Here is a 21,136-nt window from a genome sequence, read left to right as displayed (position 1 = left end):
TCCTCCTATTTCCCTGATAAGATTTCTTGCTCCATCATATTTATAATACTGAATATTTCGTCTTTTTTAGTTTTTAAGGCTGCCTTATTTACGATCATCCGAGCCGATATAAAGTGCATTTCCTCAAATACAATGAGTCCATTCTCTTGTAATGTTTTTCCTGTTTCAACAATATCTACAATCGCATCTGCCAATCCAAGAAGAGGAGCAATTTCTACAGAACCTTCTATTTTAATAATTTCTACATCCTCTCCCTTATCATGAAAATAAGTAGAAGTAATATGTGGGTATTTCGTAGCGATTCTTTTCTTCCGGTAACTCTTCGGATTATACGTAGGAATAGAAGCAACACAAAACTTACAAATCCCCACTCCTAAATCCAGCATTTCATAAATATCTTTCTCGTTTTCCATTAAAATATCTTTTCCAACGATGCCAATATCAGCTACCCCATGTTCTACATAAGTAGCAACATCAACCGCTTTTACTAAAATAAATGAAACATTTGTATTTTTACTTTGAAATACAAGCTTCCGACCTTTATTTTTGAGCTCGGAACAATCAATTCCAATCTGCTCAAAAAGTGGAATGACATGTTTTTCTAATCTTCCTTTCGTTAACGCAATTTGAATGTTACGCATGAAGCCTCTCCCTCTTTCTGGACTACCCATTTCTCATTCCATACATATTCCACTAAGTATTCATTCTTTGCCTCAACGACCGTTCCTATTTTATTTTTTCTTGCAAATTGAAAGGTATCGCTTAAATTAGAGAATAGAGATAACCAAGCATTTTTCCCATCCTTTCGAAGTAAATTTCGTAGCCTTTCTGCTTCCGCTAATCTATTTAACTCATAATGAATCATAATATCAATTTGATTTCGTTCATATGGTTCTTGCTGCTCTTGCAGCGCCTTCACAATTTGATTTACTTGTACCGCGAGTCCAACAGCTGGCAGCATTTCTCCAAAATTCCCGATTAGCTCATCGTATCTTCCGCCACTAACGATTTCTTCTCCAATTTCATATATATATCCTTTGAAAATAACACCCGTATAGTAATCTAAGTTTTGAATCATGCCCAAATCAATTGATATGTAAGAACCATATCCTAACATTTCAATTGTTTCATACATTTCTTTTACTCTTGCAATTGCCATTTTCATTTCATTACTTGAAGCAAGCTTTTCTGCTTCCTCAATAACTTCTAAATTTCCAAATAGCCTTGGTAATTTCTCAAGTAATCTTACTGTCTCATCGCATCGATCTAATTTCTTTTCTCTGATAAAATTTGAGAGGGCAGCATAATTTTTACTTTCTATATACGTTCTAAGTACCCTTTCTTCTTCATCCTGGATGGAGAGTTTTTTTACAATACATTTATATAACTGGACTTGCCCAATCTCAATTGTAAAAGATTGCACCTTCAACTTTTGAAGTGCTTGAATGACACTTATTACACATTCAATTTCAGCTCTTACATTATCAATCCCAATAACTTCAATACCACTTTGTACGATTTCATTATATTTTCCAGAATGGGATTCATTCGCTCGAAATACATTCCCGCTATACGTCACTTTAAGTGGCGTATCCCATCTCTGTGTTCCAATAACTCTCGCTAAAGGAATTGTCATATCTGGACGTAAAACGATAATCCTTCCCTTTTCATCAAAAAATTTATACATCTTCTCTTCATCTATCGGTCTATTTTGAAATGCAAAAACATCATAAAATTCAATTGTAGGTGTTCTTATTTCCTCATAACCTCTCTCTAAAAAAGCAAGCCTTAATTTTTGCTCCACTTCTTCAATTAACGTACATTCTTCGAATAAATAATCTCTCGTTCCATTCGGGTTTGCCCGTTTCCATTTTGTCATTTGAATTTTCACACCTTTCCCCTTCTAATGTATGCCTATTTCATTCACCTAAGCCGAAAATAAAAAGAGCCTTGTAGACAAAATACCTACAAGGCTCTTCAGTAGAGTGTAGGTACAACGGGAATAACCCTTGTACCTACACGTTTTCACGCTAGGTTCAAGGGTTTCATGTATGATGATGTAGTTGTGTAAGCATTGTAATAGATTGCACGATATTCATAATACTTACTCCCTTTCTCCTCTGATTTTCACATAGTATATAACAGTTCATTTTGAATGTAAATATATTTTTAATATTCCGTCACTTTTTTTAATGTAAAGCCACTTTTCTTTCATACTCTTTTATTTCTTTTTCATATTGCATTGTAATACTAATTTCATCTAAACCATTTAATAACTTCTCTTTCCACATTTTCTCGATTGTAAAATGAAATCTATGCGTATTCGTTGTCATTATTTCATTTTCTAAATCAACTATGATTTGTTCCCTCGCATCTGTTTTAGCAAGTTGTTCACGCATATCTTTATCCATTACAATCGGTAACATGCCATTCTTCATACAATTCATATAAAAGATATCGGCAAATCCTCCAGCGATAATAACGCGGAAACCATAATCAGCAAGCGCCCACGGAGCATGTTCTCTAGACGAGCCACATCCAAAATTATCACCTGTGATTAATATGCTGGCTCCTTTTCTTTCTTGTGCATTCAGCGGGAAATTAGGGTTTTCTTGGCGATTATTATCATATCGCCACTCATCAAATAAAAACATTCCAAACCCAGTTCTTTCAATTCTCTTTAAATATTGCTTCGGAATAATTTGATCTGTATCAATGTTATCATTCATCAGTACTGCGGCAGTACCTTTATGAATACGAAATGGCTCCATCATAACTCTCCTTTCTAATATCAACAAAATGACCATATAACGCAGCCGCTGCCGCCATTGCCGGGCTAACTAAATGCGTTCGTGCTCCCTTTCCTTGTCTTCCTTCAAAATTGCGATTTGACGTAGAGGCACAATGTTCTCCTTCAGGCACTTGATCTGGATTCATACCTAGACACATTGAGCATCCAGGCTCTCTCCATTCAAATCCAGCTTCTTCAAATATGCGATGTAATCCTTTATGCATCGCCGCTTCTCTTACCCTTTGAGATCCAGGTACAACAAGTGCTCGCACACCTTCTTTTACTTTTTTACCTTTCACGACAGATGCAGCAATTTCTAAGTCAGAAAGCCTGGAATTTGTACAAGATCCAATGAAAACATGTTGAACTGGAATGTCATACGTACTTTGTCCGGGACTCAATCCCATATAAGAAAACGCTCTTTCGTCATTTGCATCATGCTTTTCTGGCAATTTCTCATCGATCCGAACACCCATACTAGGATTTGTTCCCCACGTAACGTACGGCGCTAAATCCGCAACATCTACTAGAATATGTAAATCATAAACTGCATCTAAATCTGTATAAAGTTCTGACCATTTTTTCTTAATAGATTCATAGTCTTTCGGTGCATATTTACGCCCTTTTACGTAAGCAACTGTTTTTTCATCTGGTGCAATAATGCCAGCCTTTGCTCCCCCTTCAATTGCCATATTGCAAAGCGTCATCCTTTCTTCCATATCCATAGCATGAATGGCCTCTCCGTAAAATTCCATTACGTAACCTGTTCCAACTGCTACTCCGTACTTTGAAAGAAGGTGTAAAATAATATCTTTCGCATAAACACCTTGCGGTAACTTTCCTTTTAACTCAATGCCCATCGCTTTCGGCTTTCGTTGCCATAACGTTTGCGTTGCCAATACATGTTCCACTTCACTCGTACCAATACCAAACGCTAGTGCGCCAAAAGCACCGTGTGTTGCTGTATGACTATCACCACAAACAATCGTTTTTCCTGGCTGTGTGAGTCCAAGTTCTGGTCCTATAACATGAACAATCCCTTGCTCTTCATCTCCGATATCCGCTAATGGCACCTGAAATTGTTTACAGTTTTCCCGAAGTGTATCTAGTTGCTGCTTCGCAATGCGGTCGGTAATATTCCAAACATCTTTCGTTGGAATATTATGATCCATCGTTGCAAATGTTAAATCTGGTCTGCGGACTGTTCGATTTGTAAGCCGCAAGCCTTCAAAGGCTTGCGGTGACGTTACTTCATGAACAAGATGTAGATCGATATATAATAAATCCAATCCATTTTCATTAGTCGCAACTACATGTCTTTCCCAAAGCTTATCTAGTAACCTTTTCCCCATTATCTTCCTCTCCCTACTAACGCTTGCTCTTCCATTTCTTGAATAACTGCCTTTGTAAATGAAGTTGTCGTTTCAGTCCCCCCGATATCTGCTGTACATTTTCCTGATTTAAGGACTGCAGAAACTGCTTCTTCAATTGCATGGCCTTCTCTCGTTAATCCGAACGATTGCCCAAGCAGCATTGCAACAGAACGCATCATCGCAATTGGATTTGCCTTATTTTTCCCCGCAATATCCGGTGCTGATCCGTGAATAGGCTCGTATAATGAAGGCCCCTTTTCAGCGTGACTTGCTGATGGAAGCATTCCTAATGATCCAGCTAATACTGAAGCCTCATCACTTAAAATATCACCAAATAAATTTTCCGTTACAATAACGTCAAATCTTCCTGGATTCCGAATTAATTCCATAGCTGCTGCATCTACTAAAATGTGTTCTACTTCCACATTCGGGTAGCGAAGTGCTACTTCTTCTGTCACAGTTCTCCATAATTTACTAGACTCTAAAACATTCGCTTTATCAATAGATGTTACTTTTTTCTTCCGCTTATTCGCTAATTGAAAAGCATACGAAACGATACGTTCAATTTCATGGCGATGATACGTAAGTGTATCTGTCGCCACTTCTTCCGTTCGCTCTTTCGGATAAGAAAAATAAATTCCGCCTGTTAATTCACGAACGACAACGAAATCAATTTCATCAGCGTTTTTTAATGGTGATAAATGTGCAGTTGCACTTTCTACCGTTACAGGGCGAACATTCGCAAATACACCGAGTCCTTTTCTTAATGCTAATAATCCTTTCTCAGGCCTTTCTTTCGCACTATCCCACCTTGGTCCACCTACTGCTCCAAGCAAAACCGCATCACTCGCTAAACAGGCGGCAAGTGTTCGCTGTGGTAATGGTTGCCCAGTTAAATCGATAGCGACACCACCAAAATACTCATCTTGCAAATGAAAATGATGTCCATATAGCCTTTCTACCATATGCAATACTTCCTTCGCACTTTCCATTACTTCTGGACCAACACCATCACCAGCTAAACAAACGATACGTTTTTCCATTTTTAACACTCCTTTTAACAGAATTTTCAGAACTTTAATTTGATAGGTGAGGAAAGCTTCTCTCACCTATCAAATATTTATTTCACAAGCGCTATAAGAGATTTTAATTTCCCTGCTGCATGGACATAAGCTCTCGCCGACGCTTCCAATACGTCTTGCGCAACTCCGAAACCTGATATTTGGTGACTACCTTCTTTTAATTCAACATGAACATGAGCAAGTGCATCTTGACCTTGTGTAATAGATTGTATGCGATAATCCGCCAATGCACATTCTAATCCTAAAATTCTTTGGATTGCATTATAAATCGCTTCAATACTACCAGAGCCAGTAGCTGCATCTTCATATACATTTCCTTCCTCATCTTTTAGTACAACTGTCGCGCATTGTGTACTATTTGATACGAAATGTACTTGTAATTGCGTAATGTTATATTGCTGGGCTGCAAATGCTGCTTCACCAAGCATAAGTGCGCGTAAATCTTCTTCAGTAATTTCCTTTTTACGATCAGCTAATTTTTTAAATGCTTCAAATACTGTATCCCGCTCTTCGTTTGTAAATTCATAGCCAAGTTCTTTCATTTTTTCTGTAAACGCATGACGCCCAGAATGTTTTCCAAGTACAAATAGGTTTTGAGATTCGCCTACTAGTGCTGGTTCAATAATTTCATATGTTGTCACTTCTTTTAATACACCATCTTGATGAATTCCTGATTCATGAGCGAATGCATTCGCTCCAACAATCGCTTTATTTTTCGGCACCACCATACCTGTTAATCTGCTTACCAATGTACTCGTTGCCTTAATTTCTTTTAAAGTCATCGAAGGCTCTGCTTTATAGAAATCTTTTCTAATATGAAGAGCAACTGCGACTTCTTCTAACGCCGCATTCCCTGCTCTTTCTCCAATGCCATTAATCGTTCCTTCTACTTGCAGTGCTCCCCCTTCAACTGCGGCTAGCGAATTTGCTACTGCCATCCCAAGATCATCGTGACAATGACAAGAAAAAATTGCTTTTTCATATGAAGGAACGGATTCTTGTAAGTATTTAAAAAGAGAATAATACTCTTCCGGATTCGTATATCCAACTGTATCCGGAATATTAATTACATTCGCTCCTGCGCGAATCGCAATTTCTACTGCTTCAGCTAAAAATGCTCTCGATGTTCTTGTCGCATCTTCTGCAGAAAATTGTACTGTCGGAAATAATGATTTCCCGAGCGTAACCGAGCGATGAATACTATTTAACACATCTTCTTTTGACATACAAAGTTTATATTTCATATGAATATCACTCGTAGCTAGAAATACGTGTAGACGAGGAGATACAGCACCTTTCACAGCTTCATATGCTCTTCGAATGTCACTTTCTTTCGCTCTAGCTAAACTCATAACCGTAGCATTTTGAATTATATTCGCAATGCGCTTTACCGATTGGAAGTCTCCTTCGGAAGCTGCCGCGAATCCAGCTTCCATTACATGAATACCAAGCCTCTCTAATTGTCTAGCAATTTGTAATTTCTCTTGTTCATTTAAATTCACTCCTGGTGATTGTTCGCCATCACGTAGCGTCGTATCCATGAACAAAATCTTCTTCATATTATTTAATCCCTACCTTTACTCGCTGCTGTACGAAAGGCATCATTTCACGTAATTTACGTCCAACTACTTCGATTTCATGTTCATTCTCTTTCTCATTTGTCGCATGGAAATTCGGTCTTCCTGCTTTATGCTCTGCAATCCAACCTCTTGCAAATGTACCATCTTGAATTTCTGCTAGCACTGTACCCATCGCTTTCTTCGTATCTTCAGTAACAACGCGTGGTCCTGATACGAAGTCTCCCCACTGCGCTGTATCTGAAACTGAATATCTCATATTTTCAAGTCCACCTTCGTACATAAGGTCAACGATTAGCTTCAGTTCATGTAAACATTCAAAATATGCAAGTTCAGGCTGATATCCCGCATCAACTAACGTTTCAAACCCTGCTTTTACAAGTGCAGTCACTCCGCCGCAAAGCACAGCTTGCTCTCCAAATAAATCTGTTTCTGTTTCTTCTTTAAACGTCGTTTCTAGTACACCAGCTCTCGTTGCTCCAATTCCGTCAGCATAAGAAAGTGCTTTTTCAGTCGCAACTCCTGTTGCATCTTGATATACTGCAAATAATGCAGGAACAGCCCCTCCCTCGGCGAACGTACGGCGTACGAGATGCCCCGGTCCTTTTGGCGCTACTAGAAATACATCTACATTAGCTGGTGGTTTTACTTGATCAAAGTGAACATTAAATCCATGTGCGAACACGAGAGAGTTTCCAGCCTGTAAATTTGGTGCAATTTCAGCTTCATATACTTCTGGTTGTAATTCATCAGGCAGTAGAATCATTACTACATCAGCTTTTTCCGCTGCTTCTGCTACTGTATATACAGAAAACCCATCTTCATTCGCTTTATCCCAAGACTTACCCTTTCTTAAACCTACTACTACATCAAATCCGTTATCACGTAAATTTTGCGCATGCGCATGACCTTGCGAGCCATATCCGATGATTGCTACTTTCTTTTCTTTTAATACATTTACTGTTACATCTTTCTCATAATAAACTTTTGCCATTTTCATTTCCCCCTATATTTAAATGATTATTGGATTAACATAACTTGCTTATCTTGTTTTTTCATACTACGCGTAAAGGCTGTTACACCTGTTCTTGCAATTTCTTTCAAACCGTATGGACGAAGTAATTCAATTAACGCTTCTACTTTTTCCTGCGTACCTGTTACTTGCACAACTATGGAATCCTTCCCAACATCTATTACAGCGGCTCGAAACGGTTCAATTAAACTGTATAATTCAGCTCTTGCTACTGAAGTCGCTACTTTAATAAGTGCAAGTTCTCTTGCAATCATCGCTTCTTCTGTAATATCTGATACTTTCAAAACATCAATTTGCTTATGAAGTTGTTTAATTAACTGCTCGACTTGCTGTTCACTTTCAACGTGTACAACAATCGTCATCCGCGATATGTCAGATGATTCCGTATGACCTACTGAAATACTTTCAATATTAAAATGTCTTCGTGTCATAACCCCTGTAATTCGGTTTAACACACCACTTTGATTTCGAACTGTCGCTGTAACAATTCTCTTCACCCTTTTTCCACTCCCTCCATTTGGTGAACACCTTTTCCTGGTGCAACCATCGGCATAACCTTCTCTGATTGAAGTACACGACAATCAATTACGACTGGCTCTTGTAATTCAATCGCATGCTGGATTTGCTTCTTTGCAAGAAGTGGATTGTCAATACGAACACCTTTTATGCCATATGCATTCGCAAGAGCGACGAAATCTGGTTGGCATGGCAATAAAGAGTGCGAATATCTTTGGTTGTAAAATTCATCTTGCCATTGTCTTACCATTCCTAAAGCTTCATTATTTAAAATAAATACTTTAACAGGTAAAGCGTGTTCTTTTAATACACTTAATTCTTGCAGAGTCATTTGAAACCCAGCATCACCAACAATTGCAATAACTAATTCTTCAGGCTTTGCAATTTGCGCACCGATTGCTGCTGGAAATCCGAACCCCATCGTTCCTAATCCGCCAGAAGTTACCCATTTATCTGGATTTTTCAGCGGATAATATTGTGCTGCCCACATTTGGTGTTGCCCAACGTCTGTTGTTACAATCGCTTCTCCCTTCGTAATTTCATATAGCATATCAATCGCATATTGAGGTTTAATACGTTGAGAATTTCGTTTATAAGAGAATGGATATTTTTCTTTTCTACTCTTTAATAAAAAGAGCCATTCATGATGATTTTCTTTCTTTCCTTCTGATTGAAGCAATACTTCTAACGCCTGCTTAGCACTTGCAACAATAGGAATCTCTGTTGGCACATTTTTCCCGATTTCTGCTGGATCAATATCGATATGTGCAACAGTCGCCCCTTTAGCAAAAAAAGCTAAATTTCCAGTAAGACGATCATCAAATCTCGCGCCTATATTAATGAGTAAGTCGCATTCATATAATGCCATATTGGCTGTATAAGAACCGTGCATTCCCCCCATCCCTAGAAATAGTTCATCATCTGGCGGAAAACCACCAAGTCCAAGTAATGTATGCACAACAGGGATTTCATATTTACGAGCAAAACTTGTCAATTCTTTCGACGCTTTCGCGTGCAATATACCCGCTCCAGCTAAAATTAACGGTTTTTTTGCGGTTTCAATTACTTGTAGTAATTTGTTTATTTGAAGTAGATTCGGTTCATAATTAGGGTTATATCCTGGTAAATCCATTTGTACATTGCTACATCGCTCACCTTTCTCGACTACCATATCTTTCGGAAGGTCAATAACGACTGGTCCTGGTCTTCCTGTTTTAGCAATATGAAATGCTTCTTTAATAATCCGAGGTAAATCTGAGGCCTTTCGCACTTGATAGTTATGTTTTGTCACTGGCATCGTAAGTCCCATAATATCTGCCTCTTGAAAAGCATCGCTCCCAATTAACGTTGTTGCTACTTGGCCTGTAAATACTACAAGTGGCAATGAATCAATCATCGCATCAGCTAGACCCGTAATTACATTTGTAGCACCTGGTCCACTCGTTGCAATTACAACCCCTGGATTCCCTGTAATTCTGGCATACCCTTCAGCAGCGTGAATCGCCCCTTGCTCATGCCTTGTTAAAATATGTGGAATTTCACAATCATACAATGCATCATAGAGAGGTAAAACGGCACCACCCGGATAACCGAAAATCACTTCTACGCCTTCCTTTTCTAGCGCTTCTAACAATAGCTGTGCACCAGTTGCCAGTTTCTCTTCCGTTTTTGAAGACATTGTTCTTATAAGCCCCCTTTTTCAAACTTTTATACAATAAAAAAACCCTACGTCCACACTCCAGCTATGTGCTGAAGGGACGAAAGATTTCGCGGTACCACCCTTCTTTGCAAGAATACTCTTGCCTCAGTGATCCATAAATGGATCTAGCTAATAACGGAGCTACCGTCTAAGCCTAGACAAATGCTTTAGCTTAGCACTCAAGGGCGATGTTCGTCGACGTGAACCATCGGTTTTCAGCAACCACCGACTCTCTGTGAGGCTTCACAATCAACTACTCCTCCCTATCAACGCTTTCTTATGTTAAAAAAGTTGTTATCCAACTTTGTTTTCTTCGTAAATTTTCTCTCCATCTTCTACAACTAACTTACGAAACTCTTCTAATAAACTGTTCGTATGTGGACCTGTTTGCCCTAAGCCAATCGTTCTACCATCTACTGTCGTAACAGCAATAACTTCAGCAGCTGTTCCTGTTAAAAACACCTCATCAGCTACATATACATCATGTCTTGTAAATAACTCTTCTCTTACGTCATATCCAAGTTTTTCACCAATTTCTAAAATGGCGTTTCGTGTAATACCTTCTAACGCTCCAGCAGAACTTGGTGGTGTAATTAATTTATTTCCTTTAACAATAAACACGTTATCTCCTGATCCTTCAGCTACATATCCCTGATCATTTAACATAAGTGCTTCTTGTACTCCAGCTAATTTCGCTTCAATACGAACTAAAATATTGTTTAAGTAATTTAAAGATTTTACTTGAGGGGATAAAACATCGGGACGATTTCGGCGCGTTGCAACTGTTACAACTGGAATCCCTTTCTCATAATATTCTTGTGGGAATAAAGATAATTGTTCTGCAATTACTACTACATTCGGCTTCTTACATGAATCGGGATCCAATCCAAGATTTCCTGCTCCTCTTGATACAACAAGTCGAATGTATCCATTAGATAATTTATTTTGTTGAATTGTCTCAACAACAATATTTGTTACTTCATCTAATGAATATGGAATTTCTAAAAGGATTGATTTTGCTGATTCATACAACCGGACAAGATGCTCTCTCAAACGGAAAACATTACCGCTATAAACTCTAATTCCTTCAAATACTCCATCGCCATATAAATAGCCATGATCATATACTGAAACTTTTGCTTCATCTTTTGGAACAAATTCTCCATTTAAGAAAATCCATTGCTCATTCACTAGAAGCGCCTCCTATGTTCTATGAATTTTTTATTGTTTCCTAGTTTACTCTCCTTTCTAAATAAATCAAGTGAATTTTTAGAAAATTTATAATTTTTAATCGTACGTACTTCTTTAATTATATTGATTTAACAACATTGTTAACGTTTACAAAAAGTCAAAAAATTTTTTCCGCCAATTTCCACTAAAAAAATATTTGTTTAAAAGAAGGATTTTCATCAATTGATACGAATCTATTGTATTCAATAAACGGACATCCGATTTTATAAATCCGGGAATATATAACGACTTTTGGTGAAAAAGGGGGAAAATAACAAAAATAGCGCTGTCTAAAAATAACATTCATATTTTTCATTTCGTAATCATAATCCTATTTTTAAAAAACAATTTGTCAAAATAAAGGAGGAAATAAATATGGCGTGTGTACAAATTAAAGGAACGAGACAAGAGGTAGTAGAAATGCTGCAATTATTTGATCTAATGGATACGAAAGGTTTTTGTAAATTCGATAATTACGTAGAGGTAGAACCAAATACGAAAGAACATAATCATTTTATTGCTTCAATTGACATCCATTCAAATACTTCTTCAGCACAAGATACATTAAACGACCAATTCGTTAGTCAAATGCTTACTGGCGTATATAACGACTAAACAAAGATTTACTTCCTACCGTCTTTTCATAAATATATGCAGTGAACTTGAGCATACTAGCAATTAGATGGTAGGAGGTGAGAATTATGGCTAGAATTGGCGTTGAAAACTCATTAACAGACGTTCAACAAGCTCTTCAGCAACAAGGTCATGAAGTTGTTACACTTAACTCAGAACAGGATGCACAAGGGTGCGATTGTTGTGTGGTAACTGGGCAAGATTCCAATATGATGGGCATTGCAGATGCATCAATTAAAGGATCAGTCATTACAGCTCACGGTTTAACAACGGATGAAATTTGTCAACAAGTTGAAAGTCGCACTTAAAAAATGAAAGAGGACTCCTTTTAAAAGGAGTCCTCTTTTTTATATTCACCTAACGGGAAAGTAACATATACTGGATGAAAGCCCTACCTCTCTCTCATCATTACGGTTCCACTGACCGCTCCTTGATTCACTAGTATACATATATAGCTTACAAATACAATTTATAGGGTTTGTTCACAAAAGTTGTTGATAAAATTACCCGATCTTTCGCAAACTTTTCGTATTGCATTCATAAGAAATATTTACTCTACACTAGCTGTAACCGAGACACGAATTAAAATTTTAACACCAATACAATAACTTGTCAACATTTTTCTGCAAATTAAAAACAGACAGTAACGGTTTGTCTGTTTTAGAATGGAGCTTTTTCTTTTATTACATATACAACAAAGCCGCTTACTAACATAAATAAGCCAACTACTAAGTTTTTAATATTAATCATAAAGTCCTCTCCCTTATTCCATACATCATATATATTTACATTTCAATTATTCCGATCATCCTAAAGCGCACTTTTTCTAATATATCATAATTCCTAAAAAATGCAAGTTCACTTTTGACGACCATTTACAAATTTATCTACAGTGCTTGGTACAGTATTTAAAGCCTTTTCAATTAAATGTGTACTACTGTTGAGATGTAATACTTGCACCCCATTAGAACCAACTACTAAAAAAGCCACTGGACTAATGGAAACCCCAGCCCCGCTTCCTCCTCCAAATGGATGCCCTTGCTTGTTCTCTTTATGCTGATTTTGCCCACCGTTATGTTTTTCAGTAATGAAATCCCCTTTAAAATCACTTCCACCAGCTCCAAAACCAAAAGCCACTTGAGATACTGTTAATACTACATTTCCGTCAGCTGTTGAAACCGGACTCCCAACAATCGTATTTACATCTACCATCTCTTTTAAATTTGTCATTGCCGTTTTCATTAAATTTTCAATTGGATGTTCCATTATGTATTGCACCCTTTCCTCATTATTCCTTTTTATACTTTCCAAAATAGAGGAAGTCATACTAACTTTTCCTATTTCAAGAAAACATTTTCCTCCTTTTAAAAGATACTACTCCCTGTACATGCTCCGGTATAGTGAAACTTTAATCAGTGGGGGGGTGTTTATCTCCCACTGATTATTAGCCCTAACCAATCGGGCTTTTACGGGCAGCCCAATCCCCACCTAACTTTTTTTGCTTTCGCTGAATTTTGAGATGGGGTCTTACTACCCGTTAATGCGGGATAAAAAAGAAAAAGAGATACATACTACTATTGAACCTTGTTATGAAAGGAGTCATGACTTTGACTGAGAAATTTGATGATTATAAAAGAAGAGATAGAATAGATAGTGATTATAAGGAAGAGTACGCCGCTGAAGTTGCACCACAACGCATTGATTATAATTACGATGATAAAGACGATAAAGATGCTGTAAAATCTTCCGCTGCTGGATCAACTGCTGGTTTTATTGCTCTTGCGCTATCTATCTTATCACTATTTACATTCCCAACACTATTTGGTCTTGTTTCTGTTTTACTCGGTATTTACGCTTATAACCGCGGAGCTACTGTAACTGGGGGTATCGCTGCAGTTGTTGGTGGGATTGCTGCACTTATTGCAATTTTATTCCGAGTAGCACTAATTGGTTTACTGTTCTCTCTGTTCTAAAAAAGAAAAAGGTATCTCGCTTAACGTGGGATACCTTATCCTGTAAACACATCTTCCGATGGATATTTTATTTTTTGTTTTGCTGGTCGCGCTAAAGAGAACACAAGTGTTAATGGTCCAATCAATCCGCAAAACATAACAAACATAATAATACATTTTCCGAATGCCGATAGCTTTGCAGTAATTCCCATCGTTAATCCGACTGTGCCAAACGCTGATATCGTCTCAAATAATAATTGAATAAAGCTGAAGTTTTCTGTCAGCATTAATATAAATACCGCTGCAAAAATAAGTATTTGACTGGCAACAGCAATGGCTAATGCTCTCGTTACTGTTGACATTTTTATCGTACGCTGAAATAATACGATTTCCTCTTTTTTTCTAAAGAAAGAAAGGACAGATGTAATTAAGATAACAAACGTCGTTAATTTAATTCCTCCACCTGTCGATACACTTCCTGCACCAATAAACATCAAAATCATCGTAAATAATATAGATGATTCTTCCATTCCCCCGTAGTCAACTGTATTAAATCCAGCAGTACGAGGAGTTATACCTTGGAAGAAAGAAGCCCATAACTTTTCATTTAAAGGTAAATTCCCTAACGTCTTCACATTATTATATTCCAATACAAAAATAACAATCATCGCTATAACATTTAGCACTACTGTTCCAATAATCATGATTTTCGAATGAAGCGATAATTTTCGAAAACTACGGCTATACCACATATCAATTAATACGGTAAAACCGAGTCCCCCTATTACAATTAAAGAGCAAATCCCAATATTAATAATGGGATCCCCTACATATCTTGTTAAATTATCTGGCCATAAAGCAAAGCCTGCATTATTATAAGATGCAATTACATGAAAAATACTATAGTATAAACCTTTTCCAAAACCAAACTCTGGAATAAAGCGAAACGATAAAAAGATGACCCCAATAAGTTCAATACAAATCGAAAATATAAAGACACGCTTTACTAATTTTACAAGACCACCTATATTTGTTTGATTAAATGCTTCTCCAATTAACAAACGATGACGTAATCCGATTTTTTTACCTAGTACCCAAACAATTAAAATGGCAATTGTCATAAGACCTAGACCACCTGTTTGAATTAAAAACATAATAACAATTTCGCCAAACATCGTAAATGTACTTGCTGTATCCACTACTCCTAAACCAGTTACGGTCGCTGCTGACGTTGCTGTAAAGAAAGCATCTACCCAACTAATATGTACTTTCGTTGCGAATGGTAATTTTAATAACAAACCGCCAACCACAATTAAGCAGAAAAAACCTAATGCTAATATTTGTGGTGGGTTTAATCGTATAAGACGATTATAAAGTCCTTGTTTTTTTGTTATGTCCATATCACTAACTCCCTTATTAAAGTGAAGCTTTCCCCTCATAAATAAAAAGCTTTTTAAAAGCCCTTAAATAACTGGGACAAACCTTATATTCTCATAATATAGTTGAGCATAATCCTTTTTTTTATAGATTACAACTTTTATTTATATTCAGATTCCTTTTTCGTTTTATGCTGGAAAACTATATCCTAGCTCAATATTGCTAGCAATAACAATTTCATATGTACTATTTTTCAAATCCCCATATCTTTCACTCTATGTTCACGCAGAGATCACATCCACCTTTTATAGTATATGTATCGAAGCTGTTCCTCCCTAATTTATAAGATATTCCCCAGTGTCTTTGAATAGCTTCCATCCCTAATTAAATTAACATAAATTGTCCCCTTCCTTGACCATCTTATATGTGATGGTCTTATTTTTTGTTTGCTCTATCTTTTATTCCGCTATTTGTGGGCAATAAACGCCCGATTGGTTAAGGCTAATAATTAACAGGGGATGAACAAAAAACACTCATTAAATTTTCATTTTATTTAAAACTCCCTCTCTCTTTCACCCTATGTTCACACAGAGGTCACATCTACCTTTTATAGTATATGTATCGAAGTTGTTCCTCCCTAATTTATAAGACATTCCCCAGTGTCTTTGAACAGCTTCCATCCCTAATTAAATTGACATAAATTGTCCCCTTCCTTGACCATCTTATAAATGATGGTCTTATTTTTTTGTCTTTCTATCTTTTATTTAAAACTCCCTCTCTCTTTCACCCTATGTTCACACAGAGGTCACATCTACCTTTTATAGTATATGCATCGAAGTTGTTCCTCCCTAATTTATAAGACATTCCCCAGTGTCTTAAAGCAACTTCCATCCCTAATTAAATTGACATAAATTGTCCCCTTCCCTTGACCATCCTATGTGATGGTCTATTTTATTTTCCAAACACAAAATAAGTCTATCTACAATTAAACAAAAAATTCAGAAAACATTGTAAAATTAAGTATTTTTTCGGTATAATTACTTTAGAAAGAAATTTCGCAAAAACAAAAGGGGGATTTTATTGAAACAAACAAAAGCAATCTTAATCGCATTATTTCTAGGTCTAGTTGTTGGACTCACTCTAAATTTAGCTGCTCCATCTATCTTTGAGCCACTAAATCAATATGTGTTCAACCCAATTGGTCAATTGTTTATTCGACTTATTAAAATGCTAGTTGTTCCCGTTGTGTTCATTTCTATCGTACTTGGTGCTGCCGGTCTTGGAGATCCGAAACAACTTGGAAGAATCGGTTTAAAATCAATTTCATTCTTCCTCGTAACAACTGCGGTTGCCATCTCTATAGCGGTTACATTTGCACTTATTATAAAACCAGGAGCTGGCGGTAATTTTAAAACAGAAGGTCTTAAGTATGAAGGTGCAAAAACTGAAACATCTTTCGTCGACACATTGCTAAATATCGTACCAGATAACCCAGCAAAAGCGATGGCTGACGGAAACATGTTACAAATCATTGCCTTTGCCGTATTGATTGGACTCGGTATAGCTATTTTAGGAAAACGAGTTCAAGGTATCCATTCATTACTTGAACAGGGCAACGAATTAATGATGTATCTTGTTAATATCGTTATGAAATTAGCCCCAATTGGAACATTCGGTTTGCTCGCTTCATCCGTTGGTAAAATGGGTCTTACAGGCGTCGCTGCGATGTTCAAGTATATGATTGTCGTTATGTTAGTACTCATTATTCACGGGGTCTTTGTATATGGCGGCTTATTAAAGGTATTAGCAAAAGAAAGTATTGTTCGTTTCTTTAAACATTTCGGACCAGTAATGGCAATTGGATTTAGTACATCTAGCTCTAATGCATCGCTTCCATTTGCAATGAAAACAGCACAAGATAAACTTGGCGTTCCAAAAGCGATAAGCTCATTTGTACAACCACTAGGGGCAACTATTAATATGGATGGTACTGCCATTATGCAAGGGGTAGCCACTGTATTTATCGCTCAAGTATACGGTGTTGAACTTACATTACCCCAATTAGCTATGGTTGTATTAACTGCTGTACTAGCTAGTATCGGTACTGCTGGTGTACCTGGTGTTGGACTTGTAATGCTTACAATGGTTTTAAATCAAGTAAATCTACCAGTAGAAGGCATCGCTTTAATTATCGGTATTGACCGTATTCTAGATATGTCTAGAACAGCTGTAAACATTTCTGGCGATGCAATTTGCGCAATGATTGTCGCAAAATCAGAAGAAAAATATAATACGGATCAATCGGCAGCATCTTAAATCAAAAAAGGAGTGAATTATTTCACTCCTTTTTTGATTTACTCCCTTTTTTAGAACGATATTCTTTTCCTTTATTATCATTACCAGTTTCAAATTCAGTGCTAAATTCCTGATTAAATTGGCCGGACTTTGGTGACCCTTGATTACCGCTCCCTTTACTACCGTTACGATTCGTCATACTTCTCCCTCCTTCCTTGTATTAGTAGTATGGCGCTCTATCTTTTTTCATACACATTTTATTTATTAACATCTATTACACACGAAAGAAGATCTCCCATATATAAGGAAGATCTTCTATTTCATCACGTAAGCGTTTTCTTGTTTATAATCACTTAAATAAGTTTTTGGGAAATTGAAATCATTACATTCATTTCATCTTCTGAAAGTGCAGAGAATCTTTCTTGTAAATATTGTTTTTTCGCATCTTCCATTTTCGAAACTAAATCTTTCCCTTGTTCTGTAATCTCTAAATACACAACTCGGCGATCTGATGTAGAACGTGAACGAGTTACAAAACCTTTATTAATTAATTTTTCTGTAACAGCTGTAATATGACTATTCGACACATTTAATTCATTTGCTACACGCGATACCATTTCTTTATTCGTACGATTTAATATTCTCAGAACGATGAATTCATTCCACGGTATGTAACCACCGAATATTTTTCCAATATCATTACGCAACGTGCGAAACATAGCAAACACATTTGTCGATAGTTCTTCCATTAATTGCTCTCGATTTTGAGACAACTTTGACAGCTCCTTTTATTTCATTTAGTTAAATAAAAACCTTATTAATAATTTTACATGAAATCTTACTTTTTGTCACCTTATTTTCCCATAATTCGTAGTTTTTTAATATATATTTCATGATAAAACGAAGTCACCTTTCAGAAAAAGGGGGTATTTTAATGCATGAGAAGGAGAGGTTCTCAAATCTCAGCCTAAAAGATAAAACAATTATCATTAGTATTATTGCTCTTTTTCTCATTATAGTTTTTGCATTTATATTTTTTGTATATGTAGGAATCTTTCAAATTACAGGTATAGCGTATAGTTCACGTACTACTTTACTTCTCTTTTTTTATTAATCACTTTCTTAGATAGTATTACATTATTTATTTTCAGTTTCTTCAAAGCGCTGCTATATCCATTGACTCAAAACATGCCAAATTTGATTTCTATCACTCTTTTCTCATTCATTGAAATTACACTAGATTGGTTCGTCATTCATACTGCTGATGATTGGATAGAAAGCGTACAAATGTCTAACTTAACTGAATTATGTGTCGTACTATTCTTTTTTCTATTAAATAAATTATTAAGTGACAAGAAAGAGTAAGAATACAAGCTTTTCTATATAAAAATTGGTACAATGAAAGCAAATCTTACTAAAGAGGTGTTAATTATGAACTTACAACAATGGGCTGATAAAGGTATGTCCTTTGATACATATGTGAATGAAATGAAAGTAAACCAATACGAACTACTACACATTTACAATAACTTTTTAATTCCAAATGAATTACTTCCTGTATTAGAAGAACGTCAAAATGATGGCTGGCGTGTTATCGTATTAACTGCTGATTGGTGTGGCGATGCTCTTTTATGCGTACCTGTTATGAAACGCATTTCTGAAGTTGCAAATATTGATATGAGTTTATTAATTCGCGATGAAAACTTAGAATTAATGGATCAATATTTAACAAATGGAACAGCACGTGCGATTCCAATCTTTATTTTCATTGATAAAGACGGAAATGAACAAGCTGTTTGGGGACCACGCGCTCCAAAAGTACAAGAATTAGTAACTTCAATGCGCGCTACATTACCTGAAAAAGAAGATCCAACATTCGAAGAAAAACAAAAAGAAATGTATGCTAATTTCCGTGCTACATTAGCTGATGATACTTCTCTTTGGGAACATGTAATGGAAAACATGATGGAAAAAGTAGTAAAATAAAAAACCTGCCGAGCTCGGCAGGTTTTTTATTTTACAAAATTATAATCCTTTTTTCTGAGAATATGCGGCATCTACGCACTCTGCTAGACGCTCTATCTCCCCCATATAGACTCCACGAGTCATCCACCCAGTCAACTTATACATAATCTTATATAAAAAATTATTCGGTTCAAATTCTATAATTAAAGTAAGTGATGTGCCTTCTTCATCCTCTTCTAACATATAAGTTGCGACTGTATAGCCTTGCTTCATTTCACATCCAATTGATACGATATAAGGTGCTTCACACTCTAAAATTTCTGCCTCAAACTCATATATTTTCTTACCCATCTTTTGCACAGATATATATTTATCCCCTTCACGAGGATTGTTTATATCTACATTTGGAGGATACCTGTTTTCTACCATAAAGGTACTCCATTCCAATATCTTCTCATCATTATTTACATAATCAAAAACGACATCAATTGGTGCTGGAATTACTATTTCTATTGCAAAACTCACTAAACTGCTCCTCTCAAATACCCTATAAATTTTATTTATCCCGCTATTTGCCGGGCAGTAAGACCCCCACCTCAAAATTCAGCGTAAGCAAAGAAGTTAGGTGGGGGGCGGGCTGCCCGTAAAAGCCCGATTGGTTTAACTAATAAAATCATTATGTCATATTTTACATAGTGAAATACAAGTAAATGAGAGCGAAAATTTTATTTTCTCCTCCTATAAAAGAAATCCCCTATAGAATAGACTTTTTTCAAGTGTCTATTCTATAGGGGATTACCGATAATTTATTCTTACATAATGAAGAAATAGAATACCGCAGCTAAAATGAAACGATAATAAGCGAACGGTGTTAGTTTTACACGAGATAATAATTTCAAGAATGAAACAATTGCAAGCATCGCAACAACGAATGCAGTTACAAATCCTGTTACAAATAGCGTTATATCTGCTGAGCTTAATACATCCCAGCTTTTAATTAAATCTAAGCCACTTGCAGCTACCATCATCGGTACCGCTAAAATGAACGTATATTCAGCTGCCGCTGTATGCGACACGCGAGCTAATAAACCACCACTTATTGTAGAACCAGAACGAGAAAATCCTGGCCAAAGAGCTAAACATTGGAACATTCCAATTGTAAATGCCTGTTTATATGTGATTTCATCTAACGTTCTTGCTGTACTTGGTTTCGAAAACTTCTCAGCAACAATCATTAAAATACCACCGGCTACTAAGCTAATAACAACTGGTCCTGGACCAAATAAAACCTCTTTAATAGTGCTATGGAATAATACGCCAAGTACCCCGGCAGGAATCATCCCGATAATAATATGTAATAAATTTAACGATGGTCCGTCTGTTACTTTACCTATTCCAACTAACGACCATAGACGCTTCCAAAATATAACAACAACTGCTAAAATCGATCCCAATTGGATAACAACTTCAAAAACTTTCGCTCTCTCATCGTTAAATCCAATTAAATGTCCTGTTAAAATCATATGTCCTGTTGATGATACTGGTAGAAACTCTGTTAACCCTTCAACAGCACCCATGATTAAACCAATTAACCAATCAGCCACAAGTAGTGC

At 36.5% G+C, this 21,136-nt stretch carries 22 protein-coding genes, 1 pseudogene and 1 other annotated feature; of the genes and pseudogenes, 6 read left to right on the top strand and 17 right to left on the bottom strand.

What is annotated here, in order from left to right; genetic code table 11:
* Nucleotides 1-5: 5 nt before the first annotated feature.
* The 10 genes from hisG to ilvE form a co-directional block, all read right to left on the bottom strand.
* Nucleotides 6-641 (bottom strand): ATP phosphoribosyltransferase, encoded by a 636-nt coding sequence (gene hisG / locus BAQ53_RS06820; RefSeq protein WP_001244491.1) that lies wholly within the window; start codon nucleotides 639-641, stop codon nucleotides 6-8.
* On the bottom strand, nucleotides 617-1,879 hold the full coding sequence (locus BAQ53_RS06815; RefSeq protein WP_208906937.1) for an ATP phosphoribosyltransferase regulatory subunit: 1,263 nt from the start codon (nucleotides 1,877-1,879) through the stop codon (nucleotides 617-619). Before BAQ53_RS06815 ends, hisG begins: the two co-directional genes overlap by 25 nt.
* A 310-nt stretch (nucleotides 1,880-2,189) precedes the next feature.
* Nucleotides 2,190-2,771, bottom strand: coding sequence for a 3-isopropylmalate dehydratase small subunit (gene leuD, locus BAQ53_RS06810; protein WP_089149035.1), 582 nt, complete (start codon nucleotides 2,769-2,771; stop codon nucleotides 2,190-2,192).
* Nucleotides 2,749-4,143: a 3-isopropylmalate dehydratase large subunit gene (gene leuC / locus BAQ53_RS06805; RefSeq protein WP_000518101.1), complete on the bottom strand. Its 1,395-nt coding sequence runs from the start codon at nucleotides 4,141-4,143 to the stop codon at nucleotides 2,749-2,751. Before leuC ends, leuD begins: the two co-directional genes overlap by 23 nt.
* Nucleotides 4,143-5,207, bottom strand: coding sequence for a 3-isopropylmalate dehydrogenase (leuB, locus tag BAQ53_RS06800; protein ID WP_000415381.1), 1,065 nt, complete (start codon nucleotides 5,205-5,207; stop codon nucleotides 4,143-4,145). Before leuB ends, leuC begins: the two co-directional genes overlap by 1 nt.
* Nucleotides 5,208-5,284: 77 nt before the next feature.
* Nucleotides 5,285-6,805: a 2-isopropylmalate synthase gene (gene leuA / locus BAQ53_RS06795; protein ID WP_208906648.1), complete on the bottom strand. Its 1,521-nt coding sequence runs from the start codon at nucleotides 6,803-6,805 to the stop codon at nucleotides 5,285-5,287.
* 1 nt (nucleotide 6,806) lies between these two features.
* On the bottom strand, nucleotides 6,807-7,817 hold the full coding sequence (ilvC, locus tag BAQ53_RS06790) for a ketol-acid reductoisomerase (RefSeq protein ID WP_208906647.1): 1,011 nt from the start codon (nucleotides 7,815-7,817) through the stop codon (nucleotides 6,807-6,809).
* A gap of 26 nt (nucleotides 7,818-7,843) precedes the next feature.
* Nucleotides 7,844-8,353, bottom strand: a complete 510-nt coding sequence (gene ilvN, locus BAQ53_RS06785; protein ID WP_000822953.1) for an acetolactate synthase small subunit — start codon at nucleotides 8,351-8,353, stop codon at nucleotides 7,844-7,846.
* Complete coding sequence (ilvB, locus tag BAQ53_RS06780; RefSeq protein ID WP_000095836.1) at nucleotides 8,350-10,050, bottom strand: acetolactate synthase large subunit; 1,701 nt, start codon at nucleotides 10,048-10,050, stop codon at nucleotides 8,350-8,352. Before ilvB ends, ilvN begins: the two co-directional genes overlap by 4 nt.
* A 72-nt stretch (nucleotides 10,051-10,122) precedes the next feature.
* Nucleotides 10,123-10,350, bottom strand: a binding site (T-box leader).
* Nucleotides 10,351-10,365: 15 nt separating this feature from the next.
* Nucleotides 10,366-11,262: a branched-chain-amino-acid transaminase gene (gene ilvE / locus BAQ53_RS06775; protein ID WP_208906646.1), complete on the bottom strand. Its 897-nt coding sequence runs from the start codon at nucleotides 11,260-11,262 to the stop codon at nucleotides 10,366-10,368.
* A gap of 414 nt (nucleotides 11,263-11,676) precedes the next feature.
* Between ilvE and BAQ53_RS06770 the strand changes: the two genes are divergently transcribed.
* Together BAQ53_RS06770 and BAQ53_RS06765 are read left to right on the top strand one after the other, a co-directional pair.
* Nucleotides 11,677-11,916 (top strand): DUF3911 family protein, encoded by a 240-nt coding sequence (locus BAQ53_RS06770; RefSeq protein ID WP_000752512.1) that lies wholly within the window; start codon nucleotides 11,677-11,679, stop codon nucleotides 11,914-11,916.
* An 86-nt stretch (nucleotides 11,917-12,002) separates the two neighbouring features.
* Nucleotides 12,003-12,242: a YkuS family protein gene (locus BAQ53_RS06765; RefSeq protein ID WP_000101018.1), complete on the top strand. Its 240-nt coding sequence runs from the start codon at nucleotides 12,003-12,005 to the stop codon at nucleotides 12,240-12,242.
* Nucleotides 12,243-12,594: 352 nt separating this feature from the next.
* On the opposite strand, the gene BAQ53_RS06760 is transcribed toward BAQ53_RS06765, so the two are convergent.
* Both BAQ53_RS06760 and ytfJ read right to left on the bottom strand, forming a co-directional pair.
* Nucleotides 12,595-12,684: a hypothetical protein gene (locus BAQ53_RS06760; protein ID WP_000608227.1), complete on the bottom strand. Its 90-nt coding sequence runs from the start codon at nucleotides 12,682-12,684 to the stop codon at nucleotides 12,595-12,597.
* A gap of 108 nt (nucleotides 12,685-12,792) precedes the next feature.
* Nucleotides 12,793-13,260 carry a GerW family sporulation protein gene (ytfJ, locus tag BAQ53_RS06755; RefSeq protein WP_000204241.1) on the bottom strand — a complete coding sequence of 156 codons (468 nt, stop codon included), beginning with the start codon at nucleotides 13,258-13,260 and terminating at the stop codon, nucleotides 12,793-12,795.
* Nucleotides 13,261-13,541: 281 nt separating this feature from the next.
* Here ytfJ and BAQ53_RS06750 point away from each other — a divergent pair, with 281 nt between their 5' ends.
* Nucleotides 13,542-13,907: a hypothetical protein gene (locus BAQ53_RS06750; protein WP_000136544.1), complete on the top strand. Its 366-nt coding sequence runs from the start codon at nucleotides 13,542-13,544 to the stop codon at nucleotides 13,905-13,907.
* 35 nt (nucleotides 13,908-13,942) lie between these two features.
* On the opposite strand, the gene BAQ53_RS06745 is transcribed toward BAQ53_RS06750, so the two are convergent.
* Nucleotides 13,943-15,286 carry a TrkH family potassium uptake protein gene (locus tag BAQ53_RS06745; protein ID WP_000355549.1) on the bottom strand — a complete coding sequence of 448 codons (1,344 nt, stop codon included), beginning with the start codon at nucleotides 15,284-15,286 and terminating at the stop codon, nucleotides 13,943-13,945.
* A 1,057-nt stretch (nucleotides 15,287-16,343) separates the two neighbouring features.
* Between BAQ53_RS06745 and BAQ53_RS06740 the strand changes: the two genes are divergently transcribed.
* A complete protein-coding gene (locus BAQ53_RS06740) occupies nucleotides 16,344-17,579 on the top strand; it encodes a dicarboxylate/amino acid:cation symporter (protein WP_000814805.1) in 1,236 nt (411 codons plus the stop codon).
* 22 nt (nucleotides 17,580-17,601) lie between these two features.
* Here the strand turns inward: BAQ53_RS06740 and BAQ53_RS06735 are convergent, their stop codons facing one another.
* On the bottom strand, nucleotides 17,602-17,757 hold the full coding sequence (locus tag BAQ53_RS06735) for a hypothetical protein (protein ID WP_000184928.1): 156 nt from the start codon (nucleotides 17,755-17,757) through the stop codon (nucleotides 17,602-17,604).
* A 154-nt stretch (nucleotides 17,758-17,911) separates the two neighbouring features.
* The gene (locus tag BAQ53_RS06730) at nucleotides 17,912-18,331 is read right to left on the bottom strand and encodes a MarR family winged helix-turn-helix transcriptional regulator (RefSeq protein WP_000081444.1); all 420 of its coding nucleotides are present in this window, start codon (nucleotides 18,329-18,331) and stop codon (nucleotides 17,912-17,914) included.
* A gap of 161 nt (nucleotides 18,332-18,492) precedes the next feature.
* On the opposite strand from BAQ53_RS06730, the pseudogene BAQ53_RS06725 reads away from it, so the two are divergent.
* Both BAQ53_RS06725 and BAQ53_RS06720 read left to right on the top strand, forming a co-directional pair.
* Nucleotides 18,493-18,923, top strand: a pseudogene (locus BAQ53_RS06725) (YrvL family regulatory protein).
* 33 nt (nucleotides 18,924-18,956) lie between these two features.
* Complete coding sequence (locus BAQ53_RS06720; protein ID WP_003300531.1) at nucleotides 18,957-19,544, top strand: thioredoxin family protein; 588 nt, start codon at nucleotides 18,957-18,959, stop codon at nucleotides 19,542-19,544.
* A 39-nt stretch (nucleotides 19,545-19,583) separates the two neighbouring features.
* Here BAQ53_RS06720 and BAQ53_RS06715 read toward each other — a convergent pair whose 3' ends face one another.
* On the bottom strand, nucleotides 19,584-20,048 hold the full coding sequence (locus tag BAQ53_RS06715; protein WP_000006434.1) for an SRPBCC family protein: 465 nt from the start codon (nucleotides 20,046-20,048) through the stop codon (nucleotides 19,584-19,586).
* Between the two features lie 287 nt (nucleotides 20,049-20,335).
* Nucleotides 20,336-21,127, bottom strand: coding sequence for a bacitracin resistance undecaprenyl-diphosphatase (uppP, locus tag BAQ53_RS06710; protein WP_000796266.1), 792 nt, complete (start codon nucleotides 21,125-21,127; stop codon nucleotides 20,336-20,338).
* Between the last annotated feature and the right edge of the window lie 9 nt (nucleotides 21,128-21,136).

Source organism: Bacillus sp. B25(2016b) (assembly GCF_001679765.1).
Taxonomy (GTDB): domain Bacteria; phylum Bacillota; class Bacilli; order Bacillales; family Bacillaceae_G; genus Bacillus_A; species Bacillus_A thuringiensis_K.
This window is presented reverse-complemented; position numbering and strand designations above follow the sequence as displayed.